Origin of the sequence: Cyclobacterium xiamenense (assembly GCF_900109255.1) — a bacterium.
GTDB classification, from domain to species: Bacteria; Bacteroidota; Bacteroidia; order Cytophagales; family Cyclobacteriaceae; genus Cyclobacterium; species Cyclobacterium xiamenense.
Window position 1 is genome coordinate 869,996 of record NZ_FNZH01000003.1, and the last position, 21,352, is coordinate 891,347.

At 49.7% G+C, this 21,352-nt stretch carries 18 protein-coding genes; 6 read left to right on the top strand and 12 right to left on the bottom strand.

Annotated elements, in window-relative coordinates; translation table 11 throughout:
* From BMW71_RS13335 to BMW71_RS13345, 3 genes are all read right to left on the bottom strand, one after another.
* Positions 1-1,230, bottom strand: coding sequence for a sulfite oxidase (locus tag BMW71_RS13335; RefSeq protein ID WP_092174689.1), 1,230 nt, complete (start codon positions 1,228-1,230; stop codon positions 1-3).
* A 78-nt stretch (positions 1,231-1,308) separates the two neighbouring features.
* Complete coding sequence (locus BMW71_RS13340; protein WP_092174692.1) at positions 1,309-2,007, bottom strand: ABC transporter ATP-binding protein; 699 nt, start codon at positions 2,005-2,007, stop codon at positions 1,309-1,311.
* Complete coding sequence (locus tag BMW71_RS13345; RefSeq protein ID WP_092174694.1) at positions 2,004-3,491, bottom strand: DUF5687 family protein; 1,488 nt, start codon at positions 3,489-3,491, stop codon at positions 2,004-2,006. Before BMW71_RS13345 ends, BMW71_RS13340 begins: the two co-directional genes overlap by 4 nt.
* A 136-nt stretch (positions 3,492-3,627) precedes the next feature.
* On the opposite strand from BMW71_RS13345, the gene BMW71_RS13350 reads away from it, so the two are divergent.
* The 3 genes from BMW71_RS13350 to BMW71_RS13360 all read left to right on the top strand — a co-directional run bounded on the left by BMW71_RS13350 (position 3,628) and on the right by BMW71_RS13360 (position 6,353).
* Positions 3,628-4,488, top strand: a complete 861-nt coding sequence (locus BMW71_RS13350) for a GNAT family N-acetyltransferase (protein ID WP_092174697.1) — start codon at positions 3,628-3,630, stop codon at positions 4,486-4,488.
* Positions 4,489-4,635: 147 nt separating this feature from the next.
* Positions 4,636-5,781 (top strand): DNA polymerase III subunit gamma/tau, encoded by a 1,146-nt coding sequence (locus BMW71_RS13355; protein ID WP_092174699.1) that lies wholly within the window; start codon positions 4,636-4,638, stop codon positions 5,779-5,781.
* 119 nt (positions 5,782-5,900) lie between these two features.
* Positions 5,901-6,353, top strand: coding sequence for a hypothetical protein (locus tag BMW71_RS13360; protein ID WP_092174702.1), 453 nt, complete (start codon positions 5,901-5,903; stop codon positions 6,351-6,353).
* Here the strand turns inward: BMW71_RS13360 and BMW71_RS13365 are convergent.
* From BMW71_RS13365 to BMW71_RS13385, 5 genes are all read right to left on the bottom strand, one after another.
* Positions 6,350-7,333, bottom strand: coding sequence for a DUF3078 domain-containing protein (locus BMW71_RS13365; protein ID WP_092174704.1), 984 nt, complete (start codon positions 7,331-7,333; stop codon positions 6,350-6,352). The two genes, BMW71_RS13360 and BMW71_RS13365, sit on opposite strands and share 4 nt — an antisense overlap.
* Before the next feature lie 44 nt (positions 7,334-7,377).
* On the bottom strand, positions 7,378-8,952 hold the full coding sequence (locus BMW71_RS13370; protein ID WP_092174707.1) for a LysM peptidoglycan-binding domain-containing protein: 1,575 nt from the start codon (positions 8,950-8,952) through the stop codon (positions 7,378-7,380).
* Positions 8,953-8,962: 10 nt separating this feature from the next.
* Positions 8,963-9,601: an O-methyltransferase gene (locus tag BMW71_RS13375; RefSeq protein ID WP_092174709.1), complete on the bottom strand. Its 639-nt coding sequence runs from the start codon at positions 9,599-9,601 to the stop codon at positions 8,963-8,965.
* On the bottom strand, positions 9,598-10,833 hold the full coding sequence (locus BMW71_RS13380; RefSeq protein ID WP_092174712.1) for a M16 family metallopeptidase: 1,236 nt from the start codon (positions 10,831-10,833) through the stop codon (positions 9,598-9,600). Before BMW71_RS13380 ends, BMW71_RS13375 begins: the two co-directional genes overlap by 4 nt.
* 206 nt (positions 10,834-11,039) lie before the next feature.
* Positions 11,040-12,617: a PKD domain-containing protein gene (locus BMW71_RS13385; protein WP_143057621.1), complete on the bottom strand. Its 1,578-nt coding sequence runs from the start codon at positions 12,615-12,617 to the stop codon at positions 11,040-11,042.
* Between the two features lie 417 nt (positions 12,618-13,034).
* Between BMW71_RS13385 and BMW71_RS13390 the strand changes: the two genes are divergently transcribed.
* Positions 13,035-13,247 carry a hypothetical protein gene (locus tag BMW71_RS13390; RefSeq protein WP_092174717.1) on the top strand — a complete coding sequence of 71 codons (213 nt, stop codon included), beginning with the start codon at positions 13,035-13,037 and terminating at the stop codon, positions 13,245-13,247.
* 324 nt (positions 13,248-13,571) lie between these two features.
* Here the strand turns inward: BMW71_RS13390 and BMW71_RS13395 are convergent, their stop codons facing one another.
* A complete protein-coding gene (locus BMW71_RS13395) occupies positions 13,572-14,216 on the bottom strand; it encodes an ureidoglycolate lyase (RefSeq protein WP_092174719.1) in 645 nt (214 codons plus the stop codon).
* A gap of 298 nt (positions 14,217-14,514) precedes the next feature.
* On the opposite strand from BMW71_RS13395, the gene BMW71_RS13400 reads away from it, so the two are divergent.
* Positions 14,515-15,234 (top strand): phosphatase PAP2 family protein, encoded by a 720-nt coding sequence (locus BMW71_RS13400; RefSeq protein ID WP_092174722.1) that lies wholly within the window; start codon positions 14,515-14,517, stop codon positions 15,232-15,234.
* On the opposite strand, the gene BMW71_RS13405 is transcribed toward BMW71_RS13400, so the two are convergent.
* Positions 15,231-16,805: an ArnT family glycosyltransferase gene (locus tag BMW71_RS13405; RefSeq protein ID WP_092174725.1), complete on the bottom strand. Its 1,575-nt coding sequence runs from the start codon at positions 16,803-16,805 to the stop codon at positions 15,231-15,233. The genes BMW71_RS13400 and BMW71_RS13405 overlap by 4 nt on opposite strands.
* A gap of 247 nt (positions 16,806-17,052) precedes the next feature.
* On the opposite strand from BMW71_RS13405, the gene BMW71_RS13410 reads away from it, so the two are divergent.
* A complete protein-coding gene (locus tag BMW71_RS13410; RefSeq protein ID WP_244891165.1) occupies positions 17,053-17,652 on the top strand; it encodes a superoxide dismutase family protein in 600 nt (199 codons plus the stop codon).
* 300 nt (positions 17,653-17,952) lie between these two features.
* Here BMW71_RS13410 and BMW71_RS13415 read toward each other — a convergent pair whose 3' ends face one another.
* The gene (locus BMW71_RS13415) at positions 17,953-19,692 is read right to left on the bottom strand and encodes a SulP family inorganic anion transporter (protein ID WP_092174728.1); all 1,740 of its coding nucleotides are present in this window, start codon (positions 19,690-19,692) and stop codon (positions 17,953-17,955) included.
* A gap of 126 nt (positions 19,693-19,818) precedes the next feature.
* Positions 19,819-21,351 carry a Ppx/GppA phosphatase family protein gene (locus BMW71_RS13420; RefSeq protein ID WP_092174731.1) on the bottom strand — a complete coding sequence of 511 codons (1,533 nt, stop codon included), beginning with the start codon at positions 21,349-21,351 and terminating at the stop codon, positions 19,819-19,821.
* Between the last annotated feature and the right edge of the window lies 1 nt (position 21,352).

Here is a 21,352-nt window from a genome sequence, read left to right on the forward strand (position 1 = left end):
TTAGGTTATTTTTATAGCGATTCGGTGACAGGCATTGTTCAAGTAGCCCTTGGGATTCCATCCCGGCGTCAGCATGGGCTGACTGATGCCCTGGCTGTCAGTTGCCTTGGCCCATACTTCGTAGTAGCCCTTTTTAGGAAACGAAATGTTGGCGTCAAAATGTTGCCAGGCAAATGGGTTGACCGGATCCTGCAGCAGGCAGGGCTGCCAGGTGGCACCAAAATCGATGGAATAGTCGACCGATCGGATCTGATTTGCGCCCGCCCAGGCATGTCCTCTCACCGCCAGTTGCTGTTCCGGTCGGAGCATTGCTCCCGACTTTGGGTAGGTAATTAGGGACTTGACCGGCATGTTTTCAATGATACACATGTTTTCTTTGGAGACTTCCGCTCCTGGCTGAACCGGCTCACAGGGGACCGAATAGGAGGGGGCCGCCATCTTTTCTCCGTCGTGGACCTTATCCCTGACGGCGAGGCGGTGGATCCATTTACCGGATACCGAAGCCGGGTAACCGGAGGCGATCAACCGAAGCGGATGCCCGTGTGCGATGGGAATGTCCACACCATTCATGGCAAAGGCAAGTAGCGTTTGGTCCTCCATGGCCTTAGCAAGCGGGATGCCTCGCGAGATGGGGTTTTTATTGGGGTCCCTGCTTAGGTGGCTGTCTTTACCATAGTATCCGATGTATACGGCATTGTCTTTGATTCCCACTTCCTGCAGCACATCCCGCAGCCGGACTCCGGTCCATTCCGCACAGGATACTGCACCCACGGTCCATTGGTTGCCTTCCGCAGGAGGGTAGTATTCGCTGCGACCGTTTCCGCCACACTCCAGTACCAACTGATAGGTATGCGTAGGGAATTGTGTTTTCAATTCCTGCAGGCTAAACGTTTTTTGTTGGGAGACGGACTCTCCGTCGATGGTCAGTGTCCAGGTGGCGGGGTCCACTTCTTCGGGAATGATTCCGTTGTTTCTGACAAACATTTTCTCCGCAGGCGTTATGGCCTCGTCAAGTAAATGTGCCTGCGCTTCGATATTCCAGGGTTGATCGTTTAGCACGCGCATTTCTTTGTGCTTCCCAAAAAGTTTCTGTGGGTCCTGGTTTTGAGAAAGGGCAAGCGGCAGGTACCCATCCGGGATTGGATAGACGCTTTCCATACCTATCCAAGCTGCCAGGGACCCGAGACCGGCATTTTTGATAAATTTTCTTCGATTGAAAGGTTTTTTCATAAATACCCTGTTTTTCGAGCAAATTAAGCTTTTTTACTGTTTTTTCAATTCCATACCACCCATTTTTCCCGGTTCTGGCTACCCCACATTGAAATAGGCGGCAAGCTCCTCTTTCATGCGATTTCTGTCGTGCAGGTCCTTTATAACGGCACCTTTTTCCAGGAGTACAATTCGTTCACAAAGTTCTGTCACGTGGTTCAGGTCGTGGCTGGAGATCACAAAGGTAACCAGGTGGTCCGTTTTTTCTTTCAGCATGAGCCTTTTCAGCCGAATTTGAGAGCTGGGATCCAGATTTTCAAAGGGTTCGTCCAGGAGTACGGCTTCCGGTTGTCCCAAAAGAGCAGCAGCGATACCGACTTTTTTGATATTGCCCTTGGAGAGGTCCCGGATGTACTTATTGCTGCCGAGTATTTCGCCGTTGAATAGGTCGGTAAATTTATCCAGATGAAGCTGCAGCTCCGCTTCCGATAGCCCATATATCTTTTTCAGGGTGGCAAAGTATTCCTCGGGGCTAAGGTAGGAGAGCAGCATGTTTTCATCCAGGTAGGCACCAATTTTTGTTTTCCACTGTTCTCCCTGGCTTACGTTTTCTCCGTCGACCAGCACGGCCCCTTCGGTGGTCCGGACCAGGTCCAGTATGATCCGAAAAAGGGTGGTTTTGCCTGCTCCATTATTTCCCACGAGGCCGAAGCATTGGCCTTTGGGGATTCGGAGATTCGGTATATCCAGTACCGTCGTGTTTCCATAAACCTTTTTCAACGAGTCTATTTGTATCATAACTCCTGACGAAATGCCGATGCGATTTCATATTTCATTTGGATCACCCGGTCGGTCATCAGGGAGGAAATCCGGCGGAACACCAGCAGCCCAAACGTTCCGGCTGTCCCCAGAGCAGCTAACCCCACATAGTCGTTAAACCAATACGAAAAAGGAAGGAAGACCGCATAAGGCGCAACCAGCAGGGGTAGAATGACGAGAACCTGGGAAATACCTACCCCTTCGAAATTAAACATGGAACCCTTGTTGAGGTCCATGGGTTTGGGTTTCCAAAGGGCCAGGTAAATGACCAGGTGCATGGTTACACCCAGGTTAAACAAGAAAGTAGCCAAATGAATCAGCAGCACGTGCCAGCCAAAATACACATAGGGTACCGATAAGATGAAGCAAAGCAAGGATATGCTTGCAAATAGCAGGTATTTTCCGTGCACCAGGGCGCGAAGCCCATCCCGCTGATGCACGTAAAAATCAAATGCGGGCGAATTCCAGCTTAAAAAAAGCTGTCCGTATTGAATCATAAATATTCCGGTGATAAACGTTCCCACGAAAATATACACCTTACTAAACCCGGATTCTACCTGGTAGGAAGGATTGCCGTAAAAGATGAGTCCGTACAATAGAAAGACCAGGCATAAGGTCAGGTAGGTACGGCTTTTTTTATGGCGCATGATCAGCTTCCATTCCAGGTTTGCCACCTCTCCAGCCAAACCAAATCTGGAAAGAAACCCCAGGTCCCGGTCGGCAAACTGCAGGTGATCACCGGTACTAAGTTCGTCCAGATAAGCGTTTTGGCGGTAGAAAGCGAAACACAAGAAGTAACTCAATATGCCAACGGTAAGCAACAGGAAAACCGGCACCGGACTTTCCAACGCAAAGGTGAAAACAGGTTCGAAAAATGCACCCAGGTCAAAAAAAGAAAAATAACTGGAGACAATACTCAGGAACAACACTGCGGACACGAAAAGCAGGCCCGTCTGGCTGTCTTCAAAGCGCTGTTTGAACCAGAGAATAAACCAATGAATGGACCAACTGGTGAGGACCACCGCCAGCAGCCAGGTTGCCGCAGGCACGGCTCCGTACAATGGAAGAATTTCCAATACCGCGAATGGACCGAACACCAGCAAGGCAATGCAGTTGAGTGGGGAAACGAAACTGCTTCCTAGCAGAAAATGGATAATTCGCGATTTTGAAAGGGGCAAGTGTAGAAAATTCCCCAAACTGATCACAGGCATTCGCTGGATAAAATACCGATAAATAAGCTCCAGCAAATAAAAATACAGCAGAGAGCTGTTGATGACCAATACAGCATCGGAAACCCCCATTACCTCTTTCACCAAGGTGTTCAGTACCAGGCCGATCAAAAACAAATACGCAAGCAAAAACGAGCCAATAACGATGGCAACAATTCCAAAGGCCATGCTTCTTGCAAATGAGCTGCTTCGTATCCGTTTTAGTAGTTGCAGTCGTATAAGGGTAATCAGCATAAGGGGCTCGGGTTTATTGGCAGCCCTGTCGACTTCGACAGGTTTGATTGTCTAAAATAGAAAAAAAATACCAAGAGCCGCTAAAAATTTCCCGATTACTGGTAAATAGTGGATCTTTGAAAAGAAATAAATCACCATGGATGCAGCGCTATACATACGGCCCATGGGGCTGGAGGACCTGGACCGGGCGATGGCCCTCAAAAATGCGGAGGGCTGGAACCAGACAAGGAAAGATTGGCAGTTCTTTCTTGATCAGAACCCAGCGTTATGCCAGGTGGCCGTCGTCAACGGAAAAACCGTGGGCACCGTCACGGCAATAGCCTATCAAAACCGGCTGGCTTGGATTGGGATGATGTTGGTGGATCGGGAACACCGGCGAAAGGGAATTAGTAGAAAACTGATGCACGAACTGCTGAATCGCCTTTCAGGCATGGAGACCATCAAGCTGGATGCCACCCCAGAAGGTCAGTTGGTGTACGAAAGCATGGGCTTTATCAAGGAATATACCCTTTGGAGATACGTGCGGAATCCCGGGGTCTCGGAGCAATCCGGTGAAATACCAGCGGATGTTTTTCCGCTGTCTCGGGACGAACTGCCCCTTTTGACGAACTTAGACGCAGCAGTATTCGGGGCAAAAAGGGAGCACTTACTGCGCTACCTGCTCGATGAATTTCCCGGGGGGGCATGGATGCGAAAACAAGATCGGCGAATCAATGGAATGGTGATTTGCCGGCACGGAAGTAGGTACATTCAGCTGGGCCCGCTCGTCGCAGAAACCGATGCAGACGCCAAATGCCTGGTTAGGACCGCTCTTCGGCGATTTTCCGATAGGCCACTGGTTTTGGATGTGGCGGCCGACAAAAATGAATTTAGGCGTTGGCTCGAGGCACAGGGGTTTGAACAACGACGACCACTGATACGGATGTATTACCGAAGGAATACGCATGCTGGGGTGCCCGACAAGTATTACCTGATTGCCGGGCCCGAATTGGGCTAGCACTTCAGCTGGGTACGGGTAGCAGCGAAAGGAGCGGATGCAACCGGCTCAATTTACTGGATTTATTTTGAATAGGTTAGCAAAAAGTACTGGCTAAAAACCCGCTCAGACGGGATGTAAGTTGGATTAATTTTATAACTTGCGGTAATGGAAAATTTTGTTGTTTCTGCCAGAAAATACAGACCTTCAGACTTCAAAAGTGTGGTGGGGCAAAGCCATATTACGACAACGCTGAAAAACGCCATAAAAAACGAACATTTGGCGCAGGCATTTCTTTTTTGCGGTCCCAGAGGCGTAGGTAAAACCACCTGTGCGAGGATTCTGGCCAAAACCATTAACTGCGAAGACCGGCTGGAAAACGGAGAAGCCTGCAATGCGTGCAGTTCGTGCGAGGCATTTAATTCGAATAGTTCCTTCAATGTGCACGAGTTGGATGCGGCTTCAAACAACACAGTGGACGACATGCGCAACCTGGTAGAGCAGGTGCGGTACGTGCCCCAGAGAGGCAAATACAAAATCTACATCATCGATGAGGTTCACATGCTGACCACGCAGGCGTTCAATGCATTTCTGAAAACCCTGGAGGAGCCGCCAAAGCATGCCATCTTTATTCTGGCAACAACGGAAAAGCACAAAATTATTCCGACCATCCTTTCGCGCTGTCAGATATTTGATTTCAACCGGATTCAGATTCAGGATATCAGCCAACACCTGGCGTACATTTCAAAAGAAGAGGACATTGATTACGAAGAAGAGGCATTGCGTCTAATTGCGACCAAAGCGGACGGTGCCCTTCGAGACGCCCTTTCCATTTTTGACCTGATCGTTACCTTTTCCGCAGGGAAAAAGGTTACCTATCAGGAAACCATCAATAACCTGCACGTACTCGATTACGACTATTACTTCAAAGTAACGGATGCCTTGTTGGAAGAAAGTATATCCAAATCCTTGCTGATTTTTGATGAAATTCTAAAAAAGGGATTTGACGGGCATAACTTTTTGGTGGGGTTGAGCGAGCATTTTCGGGAGCTGATGGTCTGCAAGGATCCGGATACGGCCCAGTTGCTTCTAGTGTCGGAATCGGCCAAAAACCGGTACAAGGATCAGTCAAGACAGGCCTCGTTATCGTTTCTCTTGTCGGCGCTTACCATTTGCAATCAGGCGGATATGTCTTATAAGACCAGCAAAAACCAACGCTTGCATGTGGAACTGGTTTTGATGAAACTCGCAAAACTGCCGCACGCCATCAATTTGGCCAGTCTGGCGGAGGATTCGTCAAAAAAAAAAGCGTAACGGCTGAAAGCCTCACTGCAACCAATCCAGCGCCCGCGCCATCCAATCAGGAATCCCGTTTTTCCGAACTAAAGAAATCCATTGCCATTCCTTCCAGCCTGGGAGAAGTAAAGCGGCAGATGAAAGATCGCCCGGTACTGCAGGTTTTGGACGAAACAACACCCGAACCGACCCCTTCCGAAGAAAAACCGGCAAACTCCAATCGCTCGATAAGCGAAGCGGAGGTGAAAGGTGTGTTGGAAGAAGTGAAGCAAGCATTTAAGGAAGGGCATAAAAACATGGAGATGGCGCTTCTGCAGCAGCCCTTTGAAGTCCGGCTACAGCAAATTGTGTTTCTCATTCACGGAGGCCTGCAGGAGGATCTTTTCCCCAAACTCAAACCGGAATTGACGGGCATATTTCGAAAAAAACTACAACATCCCGAGGTGGAAGTGAACTTTGAAGTCAAAGCAGACGACCTGGACCCGGTAAAAAGTCTCTATACCTCTAGTGAGAAACTCGGGTATTTGCTGAAGAAATCGCCGGCGCTTAAGGAATTTAAAAACCGGTTTGGGCTAGAAACTGACTTTTAAAAATCGACCCCGATCCCAAAATTGATCAGGTTTTGGAGCTGCACGGCTCTGGAAGATGTACCGTCGTCCTGTTCGATAAAGACACTTTCGTCGTAGATAACGATGGTCTCAATGCGGGTGGTAATGTATTTGTTAACTTTTAGACTTACGACAGAGTTGAAATTTACTACGGTATTCCCCAGCTTTTCGTAATTTGAAAAAAGGTTTAAATCGGTTCTCCACCGCACATTTTCCATCACCTGAATATCTGCCGTGGAGCCGAGGGAGACCCCGGCTTCTGCCCGTACGCTTTCTCCGGGCAATACCCCAAATGCGCCCGCCCGGCTTAGAGAATCATCCAGTACGATGGTAAAACGACCGGTAAAGGGGGAAAGAATTACCGAAAATTTTCCTTTTTTTTCCAGGGAAGTCTGGTAGTTCAATCCTGTAGAAGACTGCACATAGCCTGGACTCAGGAAATCAGAAATCCGATTCCGGCTGTCTTGTTCGGCCCCCGAGGGCCGGAAATACCGGTGTCCCGCCAAAAGTTGCGTTCGTGCATCAATCTGCGTGGAGAGGTATATCTTATCGCTCAACTGACGCCCGTATTTGCTGGTGAAGATAAAATTATCGTTGGTCTTCCGCGTAGGGAAAGCCCTTCCGGCCTGTCGATTAATCCCATAGTTTACAGACAGGTTGGTGTCCCAAATGATGTTTTCTTTCTTATAGCTGGCAAAAAGTTGCAAGCCGGTGGTAAAGGCAAAGGAACTTGCGCCCCCTGCTGACCAATTGCTCAAGCTCACTTGTTGCATGCTGAGGTTGTAATTGCCTCCTTTTTCCCAATAGACGGGTGGAGCTTCCGTCGTGAAGATGAGGGAGTCGCCGCGCATCACCAGTGTATCCCCGCCGATAATCACGGTATCGGCCTTGGATAGGTCCTGACTGTAGCCGGTACGGGCAGCACTAAGTAAAAACAGAATCAATAAAATCCGGTAAGGCATGGCATTTTTAGGTAAAGGGCAAATATACGGTCATTTGCGTTGATTTATTTTCTGATTTCGAGTTTTTGTCCCACGGATAGGATATTGTCACTTCCGATCTGATTCCAGGATTTTAAATCGGCTACGGTCACGCCGTATTTTCTCGAAATGGCATATAGCGTATCTCCCGGCTGCACCAGATGGACCACTACGCTGGCCGGGGCGGATGGCTCAGGGTCTGGAGACGGTCGGGTAGTTTTCGGTGGGGTTTCTACGCTGGGTGTCGATTTCAGGGGTACGGCCGCTTGTTTGGCCGCAGCGGGTCGTTGAGGAGCTGGGGTCAACGTTACCCGGCGGATGGGTTCATTCTTTTTATAGTACTTTTGAAGCCGCAAGACCATGCCAGGAAGCAACTGTTCGTCCCGGTATAGCCGGTTTTTGGCCATGAGGGAGTGCAGGCGGATGCCGTACAGCTGGGAGATTTCCCAGAGCGTTTCACCCGGCTGCGCAATGTGTTCTTCCGGTTCCCCTTTGCTTTTCTTTCGTCGGGTATAATAATAACGGCCCGCCTGTACCGGGTCGGAGGGTTTTAGATCGTTTGACCGCCTCAGTTTTCGTTCACTGATCCCAGCCTGAGCTGCCAGGCGGCTTTGGTCGCTGCTATTAGCTAAAATACCGTGGATGCCGTTGATTTTTATTTCCCGGGGTTGGCGCGCATTGGAGAGGTTTCCACTGATCCGGGGAAATCCCCCGGCATTTTGTCGAGAGGGAGCCAGCCCTTCGTTTGTAGCCTGTGGGGTCTCGCTGACAAGGATCGGGCGATTGGGCACAATTCCGTTGAGAAGGTAGGTCACCACATAGGTGCGGTCGCCGGGAATTCTCCCCTTGCTTGCCCATGTATTGTACTCCCTGAGGTGATTTTCGCTGACTCCCAGGGATTTTGCCAGGGTTTTTAGATCGGTGGGTCCCTTTACCGGGTACTCGTGTAGGTAGTCTCCATTGCTGACGACCTGGCCCAACTGGGGCTCAAAGGCGATTTTATGGGCAAGAAATTTTTTCAGGTACCAGTACGTTTTTCGGTCCAGGTCCATGGTTCGTTCTCCTTTATGCCTGCCCTTGTAGTAGTTATTTGCTCCCCCCAGGCCCATTTGGTAGGAAACGAGGGTGATGGCCCAGTTGTCGAGGTATCGTTGGTGTTTTTTCAGGTAGCTGGCTGCACCTCTGGTCGCGGATACAATGTTTTTGCGTTCATCCACTTCCTGGTCTACACGTAGCAGTACTTCTTCGGCGGTGGCTTGTTTGAATTGCCAAAAGCCGACGGCATTGGAGGTAGAAACGGCATCCGAGATAAGGCTGCTTTCCTGAATGACGAGAAATTTAAAGTCTTCCGGAACCCCTTCCTCCCGCAAGACCCGTTCAACGACGGGCAGGTAGAGATTTACCCGGTCCAGTTTCGTTTGAAAATGGGAAGGACTCCGGTATTGCGCATTGACCTCGTCCTGAATTTCTCGCTGTAAGCCTGGATCGAGGTGAAGTGTCATGTCTGCAAATCGGATCGTCCGCGGCACCTGCGGTACCTGGCCCATGACGGCATTCAAGGAGCACAGGGCGAAAAATAAACCAACCAAAAATTTTTTCATGATAATAAAATCAGCGCTTTCTAGCAAGGGTAATGCCGTCCCGGATGGGCAAAACCACGTTTTCTACCCGGGGGTCTTCCTGCACTTTTTTGTTGAATGCCATAATTGCGGCGGTATCTTTGTCGAGTTTTTTCCGGTTTTCGGCGAGCACTTTGCCCGACCAGAGAATATTATCGGCAACGATCAGGCCTCCGGGACGTAGTCTTTCAACGATCAAGTCGTAATAGTGTGTATAGTTTTGTTTGTCTGCGTCAATAAAAACAAAATCAAAACTATCCGTGGAATCGGCTAGCAAATCGAGCGCGTGTCCCAGCCGGTAATCGATTTTCTTTTCCAGTCCCGATAGCTTAAAAAAACCCCGGACCATCTCTTCGAGTTCCTCGTTTTTATCCAGGGTCTGAATCGTTCCCCCTTCTGAAAGGCCCCGGGCCATACAGATGGTGGCGTAGCCCGTAAAGGTACCGATTTCCAATACCTTCTTTGCACCGGTCATTTTGACAAGCATCTCCAGAAACTTGCCCTGCAGTGGTCCCGAAAGCATGCGTGGCTTCAGTACTTTCAGGTGTGTTTCCCGGGAAATACGTGCCAGTAATTCGTCTTCCGGACTGCTGTGTTCCACACAGTAGCTCCATAATTCTTCAGGTATCATTGTGGTTTCGGTAAATACGTAAGAAAACTAAATTGCGCTTCATCATACACCTCATTCGCTAATTCTTGTAGTTGCTCTGCCGTGCAGGAGCGGATCTTTTTGAAAATAGCCTCCAATGATTCAATGTAGCCCTTATCCAACAGGCTTTTGCCATACACCAGCATGAGTCCGGAATAATTTTCTTCGGCCATAGCCATTTGCCCGATGGTTTGTTCCTTACCCATGTGAAGCTGCAAGGTACCCAGTTTCTTTTCCCTGATCTTGCGGATTTCTCTCAGGACGATCCTCCGCGCTTTGGGTCCGGCTTTTTCCTCTGTCCCGTAGAAAATCCCGATAAATCCGGTGTCGGTGAACGGCTGATAAACCGATTCGATGCTGTACGCCAATCCGTGTTTCTCTCGCAGGGCCATGTTTAGCCGGGAATTCATGCTGGGGCCGCCCAGGATGTTATCGAGCAGGTATAGCGTAAACCGCCGTTCGTCGTTGAGCGCCAGGGCGGGCTTTCCCAATGCGCAGTGCGCCTGCGTGATTTCTTTGTACTGAATCGTGGTTCGCGGGGAGTAGCCGTTCACCGCCTGCCTTACGGTAGTTCTGCTTGTCGCAGGAACCGCACCAAGCAAAGGCACCAGCGTGCGGAGCGCTTTTTTAAAACTGATATTGCCCACCACCGAGCAAACGATACGCGAGGTGTCCAGGTGTTGGTCCACAAAGTCGAGGAAATCTTGCTGGCTGAATCGGCTTACGGTGGATTCCGTTCCCAGAATATTGTAGCCCAGGGAATGGCCAGGAAATAACAAATCGTCGAATTCATCCTGTATGGCGTCGTCTGGAGAGTCCCGGTACATCGCCATTTCTTCCAGAATTACCTGCCGTTCTTTCTCGATCTGCCTCGGGGGGAAAGTACTATTAAAGGTGATGTCGCACAGCAACTCTGCCGCTTTGCTCCAGTGCTGCTGCAATACGCTGGCATAAAAACAAATTTTTTCTTTGGTCGTGTAGGCGTTTAGTTCCCCTCCGACGGAGTCCAGGCGATTGATGATGTGAAATGCTTTTCGTTTTTCGGTGCCTTTGAAGGCCATGTGCTCCCAAAAATGCGCCAGCCCTTCCTGATCTTCTCGTTCGTCCCTGCTTCCAATATCCAGGACGAACCCGCAGTGCACCAATCGGGTACTAGTGACTTCCTGATGTACAATTCTGATTCCGTTTGCTAATTCCTTAATCTGGTATACCATGCGACGTTTTCCTAAGTACAAAAATAACAGCAAATATTGGGAAAGAAATCAGAAAACAAAAAAATGCCCCCGGATGGGCATGGAAACGAAGGGGCCGGGTAAAATCAACCGATACCCATAAATACAAGGCAAACCCGGGGCGATGGAAAAATCCGTACAGTAGGGTTGGGTGAGGCGCAACGAATTGGTCCAACATGCGCCCCCACTTAACGCTGAATTACTTTTAGGCGCTGTACCTTATCGGCATAGTGAATTTCAAGGATCAATAGGCCTTTGGGAAGCAATTGGATCCATTGACTCAATTCGATCGGCGAACCGTTCCATTCGGAGGCCAGCTGCACCGATGTTTCCTGTTCGATGATTTTTATCCGAATGAATTGATCAGAAGGAAGATCGGTACCGGTAAAGATGAGGTATAAAGAGCCGTTGTTCGCGGGATTGGGGTAGGCCGTCCAATCGCTGGTTTGGCCCTCCACTGTTGGAATGGCCACGGACAGCGTGGGGCTGTGCTCAAAGCTGCCGTCCCTATTGAACTGGCAAATCCGGTAATAGGCCCAGGTCCCGGTGCCCGGCTGCAACTTGTCGGTAAACTGGTACTGCGTCGTTTGATCCGTGTTTCCCTGAGCAGGGATTTTTCCCAGCGTGGTGAAGCGCGAAATATCCTGAATGGCACGTTGGACCTCGTAATGGCTGGACTCCCTTTCTTTCAACGTGGACCATTTTATGGTGACTATGGAGGGATCGGCATGTGCCCTTGCTTTCACCTCTCCCCAGGTAATCGGCAGCGCTCCGAAATAGTTTACCTCAAATTCCCAATGGCTGCTGCACCCAAATTCGTCGGTTACCGTAAGGTAATAGTCGCCGCCGATGAGCTCACTGATTGATTGCTGGCTGCTCGTGAAGCCTCCCGGCCCGGTCCAGGAATAACTGTAATCGCCGGTGCTTACCATGGTCACCGCAATGGCTCCATCTGGATTTTCGTCGTCGGTATGGTCGGTGATCGCGGCATTCAGGTTCGTGGTTACCGGAATGTCTATCACACTACTAAAGCTGTTTTGGGTGCCGTTGGCATCGGTGACGGTCAACTCCGCCGTTCCCGAAGCCAGGAATTGAACCAGTGGATTGGCAACCGTGTCACTGCTGATCGTTGCATTGGTGAATGTCCAGTCGTATTGATAGGCTTCTCTCCCGCCATTCGTGGTGCTGGTGAAGGTTACCTCGCTCCTTTCGTCTACCAGGCAAGAAGCGCTGTAGTCAAATTGTACGGCCAAAGGCGCGTCTACCACGATAGTTGCTGTGGTTTGGCATTGGGCCGTTGGGTAATCGTTACACCCATAGGCTCCTGACAAGTCGGCCGATGCGCTCGTTGTCCAGGCCAACAGGGGGTTTTGGAGGATCACTACCTCTCCACAGGTCCAGGTGAGCGGAAACTCAGCCAGCGTTAACGTATCGGCAACGGTCTTTGCCGAGGGAATGGTGCCAAAATAGTAGTTTAAAAATAGGGTGGAATCACCCACCAGCAGATCGGCAAACAGGCGTCCGTTATTGGCAGTGCTTGCGGCGCTCGTAGTATAGGTGAACGATATATACGTGGTTTGCTCGGTTCCAGGGCTGCAGGTGAGCAGGGAACTGGTAACCGGAGTGCCCGTGGAATCACTCAAATAGACCGATTCGATGGTGTAGTTATTTGAACTGCAACTTTTATCGCAGGTACGTATGTCCAAAAGATTGCTCTGATTTTGGGAAAATCCATGGATCGATCCTCCCAGAATCACGATTATCAAAAGCAATATTTTCCGGACAAGGAACATTTTGTTTAGTATAAAATTTTATTTTATTTCAAAATATCAGTTTATTCGCTTATATAAGGTAAAAATACAATATATCGTTCTATTTTCCTAACCATCCGGATCGGAAGCAGGTGGTCGATGTTGACGGGTTTTTTCGGAGAAATTGCGTTTCTGTCAGGAGGTAAAAAAAAAGTTAAATTTTTTTTACCGTTGATTTCTGGCGTGAAATACAGTTTCTGTAAATCGATTTACATTATTTATTTTTTGTAATGGAAAGGCGTTTATTGACTTGATTTTCAATCTATTTTACCATTTGGTATTTCTGTTTTTATGCCCGACATTCGTAGAGAAGAGGGCTCGTACCAGCGAAAACGGCTCTTTTTTTGATCAAATTTTTAATTCAATACTGTCATGAAAAATCAAACAAAATTAGTGTTGGCCAATCTGTTTGCATTGGTATCGGTAGCGGTAATCGTATCGGTATGTACGCTGTTAAATATAGATTGGAGCCTGGGTTCCGGAGCATTGCTTCCGCAACTAGCGTTGGTGTTGGTCCCGCAGTCGGGGTTTGTTTTTTTTCTTTGGAAAACGCATCATTCGACCAGCCATCAAGCAGTAGCTTGAAGGAAATGAACCAATAATTGGTGGAAATACCGCCCAGATTCCTTCTCCTATGTCGGAAATCTGGGCGGCATTTTTTTGCCAATAAGGCAGGATTGAAAATCTGGCATAGGTGGCCGATTCATCAAAAACGCTGTACCCCTGCCAGAAGTTTTGATCGTTTTTCGCAGCCTCTTCGGCGATTGACCTTATCCGGGTCCTGACCGGTCTGCTTACCGGTGTAGCCGCTAGAAGCAGAAGGAGGGGGGCCGGGTTTTACGGGTAATGGAGGGTCAGAAGCCCTCGTTAGTTTCGGCCCGTTTTCTGGAAGCCTGGTTGGGTCGGCTTTTATTGGATCGGAATCCGCAGCAAAACGCCGAATTCATTGGGGAAGTGTACGCTGACCCGGGCATGGATCGCACCCTGTTCGTCATAAAAGACGGCTTTTTGTTCCAGCGGAACGATTGCTTCGTGCCAGACATTCGGATGGATATACAGCCCCATTCCTGCGGCCACCCTGAAGGCTACGAAATCTTCCGGACGCACCTCGTCTCCAGGCAGCGCCAACGCGGTGATAAAGGGCTTTCCGTCCAGGGGGAAAAACAGTTGCCCCCCATCCGGATGATAGTTGGCGTGCCAAAGCAATACTTCTTTTGGCTGCTCCCGGGATAAAGGGTCCGCTTCTTCCGGCGGCTTGCTCCAGCCAAAGAGGTATTCGGAACCGACGGCATGGTTTCTTCCTTTAAAAAAATCTCCCTCCCAAAAAAACTCAAAGTCGCCCGATACGGTACCGGCTTCGTCTCCGGTGCCTTCGTCTACGTTTCTCCATCCGGAGGCCGGCCACCGGACAATTTCGATGGGGTAGTTGCGGTACGCATCTTTGCTAACCAGTTTACCAAATCCCTTTAGGGATTCTTCGGTGGCCTCTACAAGGGGGACATCCACCTGTCCGGTACCGGGAGGGATTTGGGGGTTTTGATAGTCTATTTTCATGGGACAAAGAAATTTGTTTGGTAAAGTACCGTCTAGAACGCTAAAAATAGAAAAATTGCTTGTAAATAGGGTAAACACCTGATGGATTTATTCCGCATTCGACTTCGGGTGGCACCTGTCCAACACTTTTACCGGGCATTCCTGCTGCAGGGTACGGCTTGCCTGTACCTACAGCGGCGAATGAGGCGGTAGCAATGGATTGAATGTTAACGTTTTGATTATTTTCTGGTAACCTGTTAGGAAGTTCCATTTGCTACCTTTCGCGGGTATATCGATCAATGATTTATTTGGCTCAAGCATGAACGTTATTCCCTGGGGCAAGTGCCGGCAATCCCTCCCACGCGTTTTTTTTACTGGCTACGTTTTTTTGTTAGTACTCCTCCCGGTAGTTTTGCTTGGACAGGAAAAGGGCTACTGGGAATTGTGGATCAATCGCCAACACACAGACATCCTGGATGTATTTTTCAAGAGCTTTACAAACCTGGGAGACGGTTTGGTGGCGGTGTTTCTAATCGGCGGCTTTTTATGGATTCGGTATGCCGATGCCCTTTTTCTGACAATTGGTTTTCTGCTTCATGCCTTTTTGGTTCATTTCTTTAAAAAGGTCTGCTTTCCGGGAACGCTGCGACCGGTTGCCTACTTCGAAGGTGAGCCCTTGCACCGCATCGAGGGGATGCGCAATGCCCTCTACCATACCTTCCCCTCCGGACATACGGCCAGTATTTTTTTATTTGTTACCAGTTGGCTGTTGATTCGACCCGCCGGAAAGCAGTGGCAGATCTTTTGGTTGGCCGTGGCGGTACTCGTGGGCTTTAGTCGCGTGTATTTGCTACAGCATTTTATATGGGATGTGTATGCAGGCTCACTACTTGGTATTTTCTCCGCGTATGCCGGATATTTGTTCCTACATTCCTTTCCTCAGCGATCTTGGTGGGAGGGACGATTGGAGCTACGGATAGGCCGTCTACGGATTCCCGGAGAGATCAAGCTCCGAAAGTCAAACGCGTCAAAACCTTAAGGCCGGATTTCCAAAACCACCGTAACGGGCGGTTCAAACAGATCTTTCTGTGCATGCACCACGCGGTAGGGGATATTTAGCCGTTCAAACTCCGGGAGGTATTTTTCTCGGGTGAGTACAAAACCCGACTGCGGAACACTGCTCTGGTCTTCGATGTTCTTCACTTCTTTTTGCAGGTAAAAAGAAAAGGCCGGATTGTATATCTGATAATAATACAGCTCGGCTTGGCGCAGGGTTTGTAAAGGAGCATTCAGTACCGGATTGAAACGATCCAGTGCCGGGGCGGAAACATAGAAAAAGGTAACCGCAACCAGGTAGAAGGAAATACCTACCGTTGCGATGATTTCCTCGTTTTTTCTACGAAACAGCAGGGCAGCGGCAAGTAGACCCGTGCAGATAATTCCGAGTACAAGCAGCGGGAATGCGGCGTCTGTAAAATGACGCAGTTCATCGATGGAACGGAACAGGATGTAAGGAAGGAGGGTAAGCAGGGACAGGGTAAGCAACGATACGAAGCCGAAAACCCGAACCGGAGTTTCGTTTTTGGTTCGTATAAACCGATTGATCAAGAATCCCACCAAAATGGCTATAAATGGGTAAGCCGGTACGGTGTAGTTCGGAAGTTTGGTAGCGGAAACGGAAAAGAAAAGCACGATGACAACCGCCGCACACGCCGAAAAAAGGAGCAGGTCATTTGCTGGTTTGAGCAGCGAACGGAGTTTTCGAAGACGAAAAACCAAAAGTGGGGAAAAGGGCAGCATTCCCACGAATACGTAGCCCCAGGTCAGCCAGGGACCACCACCATGCCCTTCCATGGGGGCCGAAAATCGGCTCAAATTGTGCGTTAGAAAGAACTCCGAAAGCCATTGACCCTCGGATTGAATGCCGACGAGTACGTACCAGGGCAGTACGACGCAAAAGAAAAGCAGCACCCCGGGAACATACAGCAAGGCTGCGATCTGCCGCAGGGGGTTTTTTTGACCAATAAGGAGATACAGGCCCATGATTCCTGCAACCAGAACAATGGCCACCGGTCCTTTGCTCAGGACCGCCAGTCCCAAAGACAGGTAGGCCGCAAGGATTAACTTAGGTGACTTCTCGCTTTTTTTGATAGAGGTATAAAAGCAGGCCAAAGAACAGGTCAGAAAGAAAATTAAAAAAGCGTCCGGGACGGCCATGTGAAACTGTATGGCCCAATGGGGACTGCAGCACACTACAAAAGCAACCCAAAAAGCCAGGCGCTTGTTGGTATGGTATCGGGTAAACCCATAGACCACCCAGATCAAACAAAAGCCAAGCAGTGCTGGAAAGAATCGGGCAGCAAAGGGATTGAAACCAAACCAGGAGTAAGCGAGGGCAAATGCGTAATAATGCAAGGGTGGTTTAGCAAATCTGGGTTCCCGGTTAAAGGTGGGTAAGACCCATTCGTCCTGTTGCATCATCTCGATTGCTGCCGTGGCGTTTTTCGCTTCATCCAGCGCATAGATACTGAAACCGCCGATGTTGGCAAAATGAATTAGAAATGAGCCAAACACCAGCCACCACAGCCATTTGGATTCGTTTACTTTCATGGTACGTTCGTTAAACGAATATAGCTAAAAAGGAAAATCAGAATCAGCTGGCTCGCGTTAAAAAATCATTAAGGTTGGCTGTACCAGTTCCGTTCCGCTTAATCGACACGAAGCGATTCCTCCAGGATAGTGCCGCCCTGCTGGTTTGCATTGCCAAGGTTCTGATAGATTTTCACTTTTGGCACAATTGGCACATTTTTTTCTATACATAGCCTATCGAATGAATACAACCAAAAAAAGAATTGTCATGATGAAACGATTAAATTATCTAGTAATACTTGGACTTTCCACGTTTGCCTATGCCTGCGGGTCTGGAAATAATAGTTCGGAAGAAGCGACAAGTGTGGATCAGGAAATGGTCACCGACGAGCCGGCAGCTCCGGAAATGGAAACCAAATCAGCGGTTGCGGTTTTGTCCGGGGCCAGTGGAAGCAATGTCACCGGCACAGCGACGTTTACTACGTTGGAAAGCGGAAAGGTTCGCCTAGTGATGGATGTGGCAAATCTGAGTGCCGGAGAGCATGCCTTGCACCTGCATGAAAACGGGGATTGCAGCGCAGCTGATGCAACCTCTGCAGGTGGACATTGGAACCCAACCGATGATCCGCACGGGGAACGAGGCGAAAGCGAACACCATAGCGGAGACATCGATAATATGGTCGTTGGAGAAGACGGGGTCGGTACCCTTGAGATGGAAGTAGAAGGATGGACCATCGGTGATGGTTCCCGTTCGGACATCGTCAATAAAGCCGTGATCATCCATGCGGATGCGGACGACTTCACCTCTCAGCCATCCGGCGCAGCCGGAGCGAGGGTTGCGTGCGGCGTTATCCAGGCAGGTAGCTAAGCAATACGGCTGTTTGCCCAGCTATGGTTGGGCTAAACTACAACCAGCGGTCGCAAGGCCGCTTGGATCCCGGTGGAATGCCCACCGGGATTTTTTTATTCCATTAAACCGGGTATCGTTCCCCTAGCCGATCGCTTCCTAGTGTCCCACCGTTTGGGATTAATTGGACGTTTTGCTGGTCTGTTTCGGAACAAAAACGGATTCACCGGGCAGGCAAACAAAAAAAGGTTGGGAAAAAATCCCCAACCTTCCAGCCTACGATCCGCCTTTTGTCAGCGATCGCCGATTAAATCCGTGTCCTTACTTTTTTTCCACGTTGCTTTGCAGGGCATAGGGTGCCAGCTGTTCCATGTGGTCGTTGTCCATTGATTGTTCAAAGTACGCAGTAGCCGAATGATCGTCGATGAATACGTGGTCTGCCCCTACGCATTCGATGAGGTTCCATTTATCCAGCACGTCCCGGATTGGTCCCTTGGTTCCGGTTATGCACACGTCAATGCCCCCGGCCCGCCAATCCATGATCCAATCGTGTAACGCATGTGCGCCGGTGCTGTCCATGCTGGTGACACTTTCCATATTGAAAATGATCATTTTCGTTGGCTGTTTTCGGTCCAGCAGCCATTGATTCATTTTATCCCGGATGTATTCCACATTGGCAAAGTAAATGGGGCCGTCGATTCGGACAATGAGCAAGTTTTCGTTGACTTCAAGATTGGAAAACCTCCGGATATTCCGGTAGATTTTTGTGCCGGGTACCCGGCCCAATCGAGCCATGTGGGGTCTGGAGGCCCGGTAAATCACCACCAGTAGGGAAAGTACCATGCCTGCGATGATGCCGGTCTCGATTCCCAGGGTAAGGGTGATCAAAAAGGTGGCGATCAGCATGGAGAAATCCGTTTTGTCTTTTTTCCAAAGGTTTACGGGCTCTTTGAAATCGATCAACCCGGCCACGGCTACCAATACCACCGCGGCCAAAATGGCACTCGGCAGGTAATAAAACAGGCCGGTAAAGAATAAGAGCGTCAACAGTATCAAGGCCGCACTAATGATGGAGGCCATGGTGGTTTTCGCACCTGCCTGATTGTTTACGGCTGTCCGCGAGAACCCTCCTGTCACCGGGTAGCCTCTGAAAAATGCTGCACCAAAATTGGCAATCCCCAGGGCCATCAGCTCCTGATTGGCATCCAACCGGTAGTTTTTATGCTTGGCCTGAATGGTTTTGGCTACGGCAAAGCTCTCCGCAAAGCCAACCAACGAAATGGTCAACGCGATGGGCAATAGGGTGGACCAGCCGCTGATATCAAAGGAGGGTAGGGAGAATCCGGGCAAACCACTCGGGACATCTCCGACAATTTTCACCCCGCGTTCCGTCAGGCCAAAGCCCCAGACCAGGACGATCCCCACCACCACGGCCAGCAGGGGGGCAGGAAGGGAAGGGTGAATTTTTTTACCAAATTTGATGATGACAATCCCCAACAGCCCAATACCGAAGGTGAGCCAGTGGAGGTCTCCGATGTTTTGGTAGATCGCCACGATCATCTCTTGGATGTGTTCGCTGTTGGGAAGATTGATCTTAAATAAGTGCTTGATTTGGCTTAATCCGATGATGATGGCTGCCGCAGAGGTAAAACCGTTGATCACCGGGTGGGAGAGAAAGTTTACCACAAAGCCCAGGCGCAAGGCCCCCATCGAAAACTGGACCAATCCTACCAAAAAAGCGAGGGTAAGGGCGTACAACAGGTACTCTTCCGGGGAAGCGGGTCCCAGACTGCTGATACCCGCTGCGGTCAATAGGGAAACCATGGCAACCGGCCCCACTGCCAGCTGTCGGGAACTTCCGAAGATGGCATATAAAATTAGCGGGATGGTTACCGCATACAGTCCGTGGATGGGTTCCAGCCCGGCCAGCATGGCATAGGCCATTCCCTGGGGAATCAGCATGATCCCGACGGTGATTCCGGCAGACAAATCCCCTTTCAAATACGTTTTATCGTAATGGGGAAGCCATTGTAGAAAGGGTAAATATTTTTTTATGTCCATTGGTGTCTAAATTTGTGCGTTACAGTAATTTTGTGGCCGCAATCGGGCCTGTAAATCCTACGAACTACAAATTTGACCGCTTTCCCTGGTAAAAAAAGTGATTTTTATCACAGGGGAGCGCAGTAGTTAGCCCATCGTCAGGTGAATGTCTTTTTTTAGGTAGCTGCTAAGTGTATCCGAAAAGCGCTGGGCTTCCCATAGTTCCAGGGCGATGTTTTCTTCCGCAAATACCTGGATTTCCAGTTTTGACCGGTTCGGAAGGCAATAGAGCGTTTGCACCCATTGGTTTTTGGTTTTATCCAAGCCAATGGCTATGCGCAAAATGCCCGCCAGCAACCGCACCTGCTTTTGTTGCGGAGCCGTAAGGCGTTTAAACTTTTTGTGCCGCTTTTTGGGTCCTTTTTTTCGATGGTAGCGTGCCAAATGCCCCAGAAGCAAAACCTCTTCGTTGGTAAATCCGCGCAGCTGACTGTGGTTGATGATGTACCGCGAGTGCTTGTGGTAATCCTGAAATTTAACGTAAAGGCCGACATCGTAGATCAAGGCGGCGTGATACAGCAGGCTTCGTTCCTGCTCCCCGGCTCCATGGAGCGATTTGAGTTGATCAAACAGCTGCAGGGCCAATCCGGAGACGTGTTTTTTGGCGTCCAACTCGGTCTCGTAGCGATTGGCCAGCCAAATGCAGCTTTTCTCCCGAAGGTTTTTGCCCTGGGTTTCCTTACCAATTTGAAGTTTGTTTTTTTCGATGTAGTGCAGGATCATGCCTTCCCGCAGCGAAGCGTCGGAGATCGTCATTCGGTCGGCTTCCACCAATTGCAACAGTTCTACAAGTAACAAGGCTCCAAGGTGGATGGCATCGGATCGGTTGGGACTGATGCCCGGTATCTCGCCGCGGGCTTCGGGGCTGGCGCCAATCAATTTGTCACGGAGTCTGACAAGTTCTTCCAGGCGGATCTCTTCCGCATTTACGCGTTCCGGGTCGGGGTTTTCCGTTTTTTCCAGGCAGGACTCTGCCAGAGAGCGGATGGTTCCGGAGGTACCAATCACGCGGTTGAACCCGGTTTCACGAATGGGGTCCATCAGTTTGGATGCTGCTTTCCGGATGTGCCGCTTCAGGTCCTGCTGCGCTTCTTTGGTCAGTGGTCCCGAATGCCCGACCTTGTCAAGCAGGCGAAGTACGCCCAGTTTCATGGAATTCCCGAAATAAATCTGGTGTTCGTCCCCCACTACGGCTTCCGTACTTCCTCCGCCTATATCCAGCACCAACACCTTTTCTTTCTTGATCGAAATGGCCTCCTTTACAGCAAGAAAGATCAACCGCGCTTCCTCTTTTCCGGAAATCAATCGTGGGGAAATACCGGCTTCCTGGATCAGTCGGTCTAAAAATTCCCGCCCGTTTTTGGCTTCCCGGCTGGCACTGGTGGCATTGACAATGATGTCGTCCACTCCGTACTGATCGGCCAGTTGTACGTATTTCTTTATTGTTTCCACCCCCCGTTCCAGGGCATCGGGACTAATTTTATTCTTTGCGAATACGCCAACTCCCAATTTGACCATGCTTTTTTCCTGCATGAGGATTTCAAACCGGTTTCCTGGCTGAACTTTCACAAGAATCATGTGGATGCTGTTGGTGCCGATATCGATTGCCGCCAGGTTCATC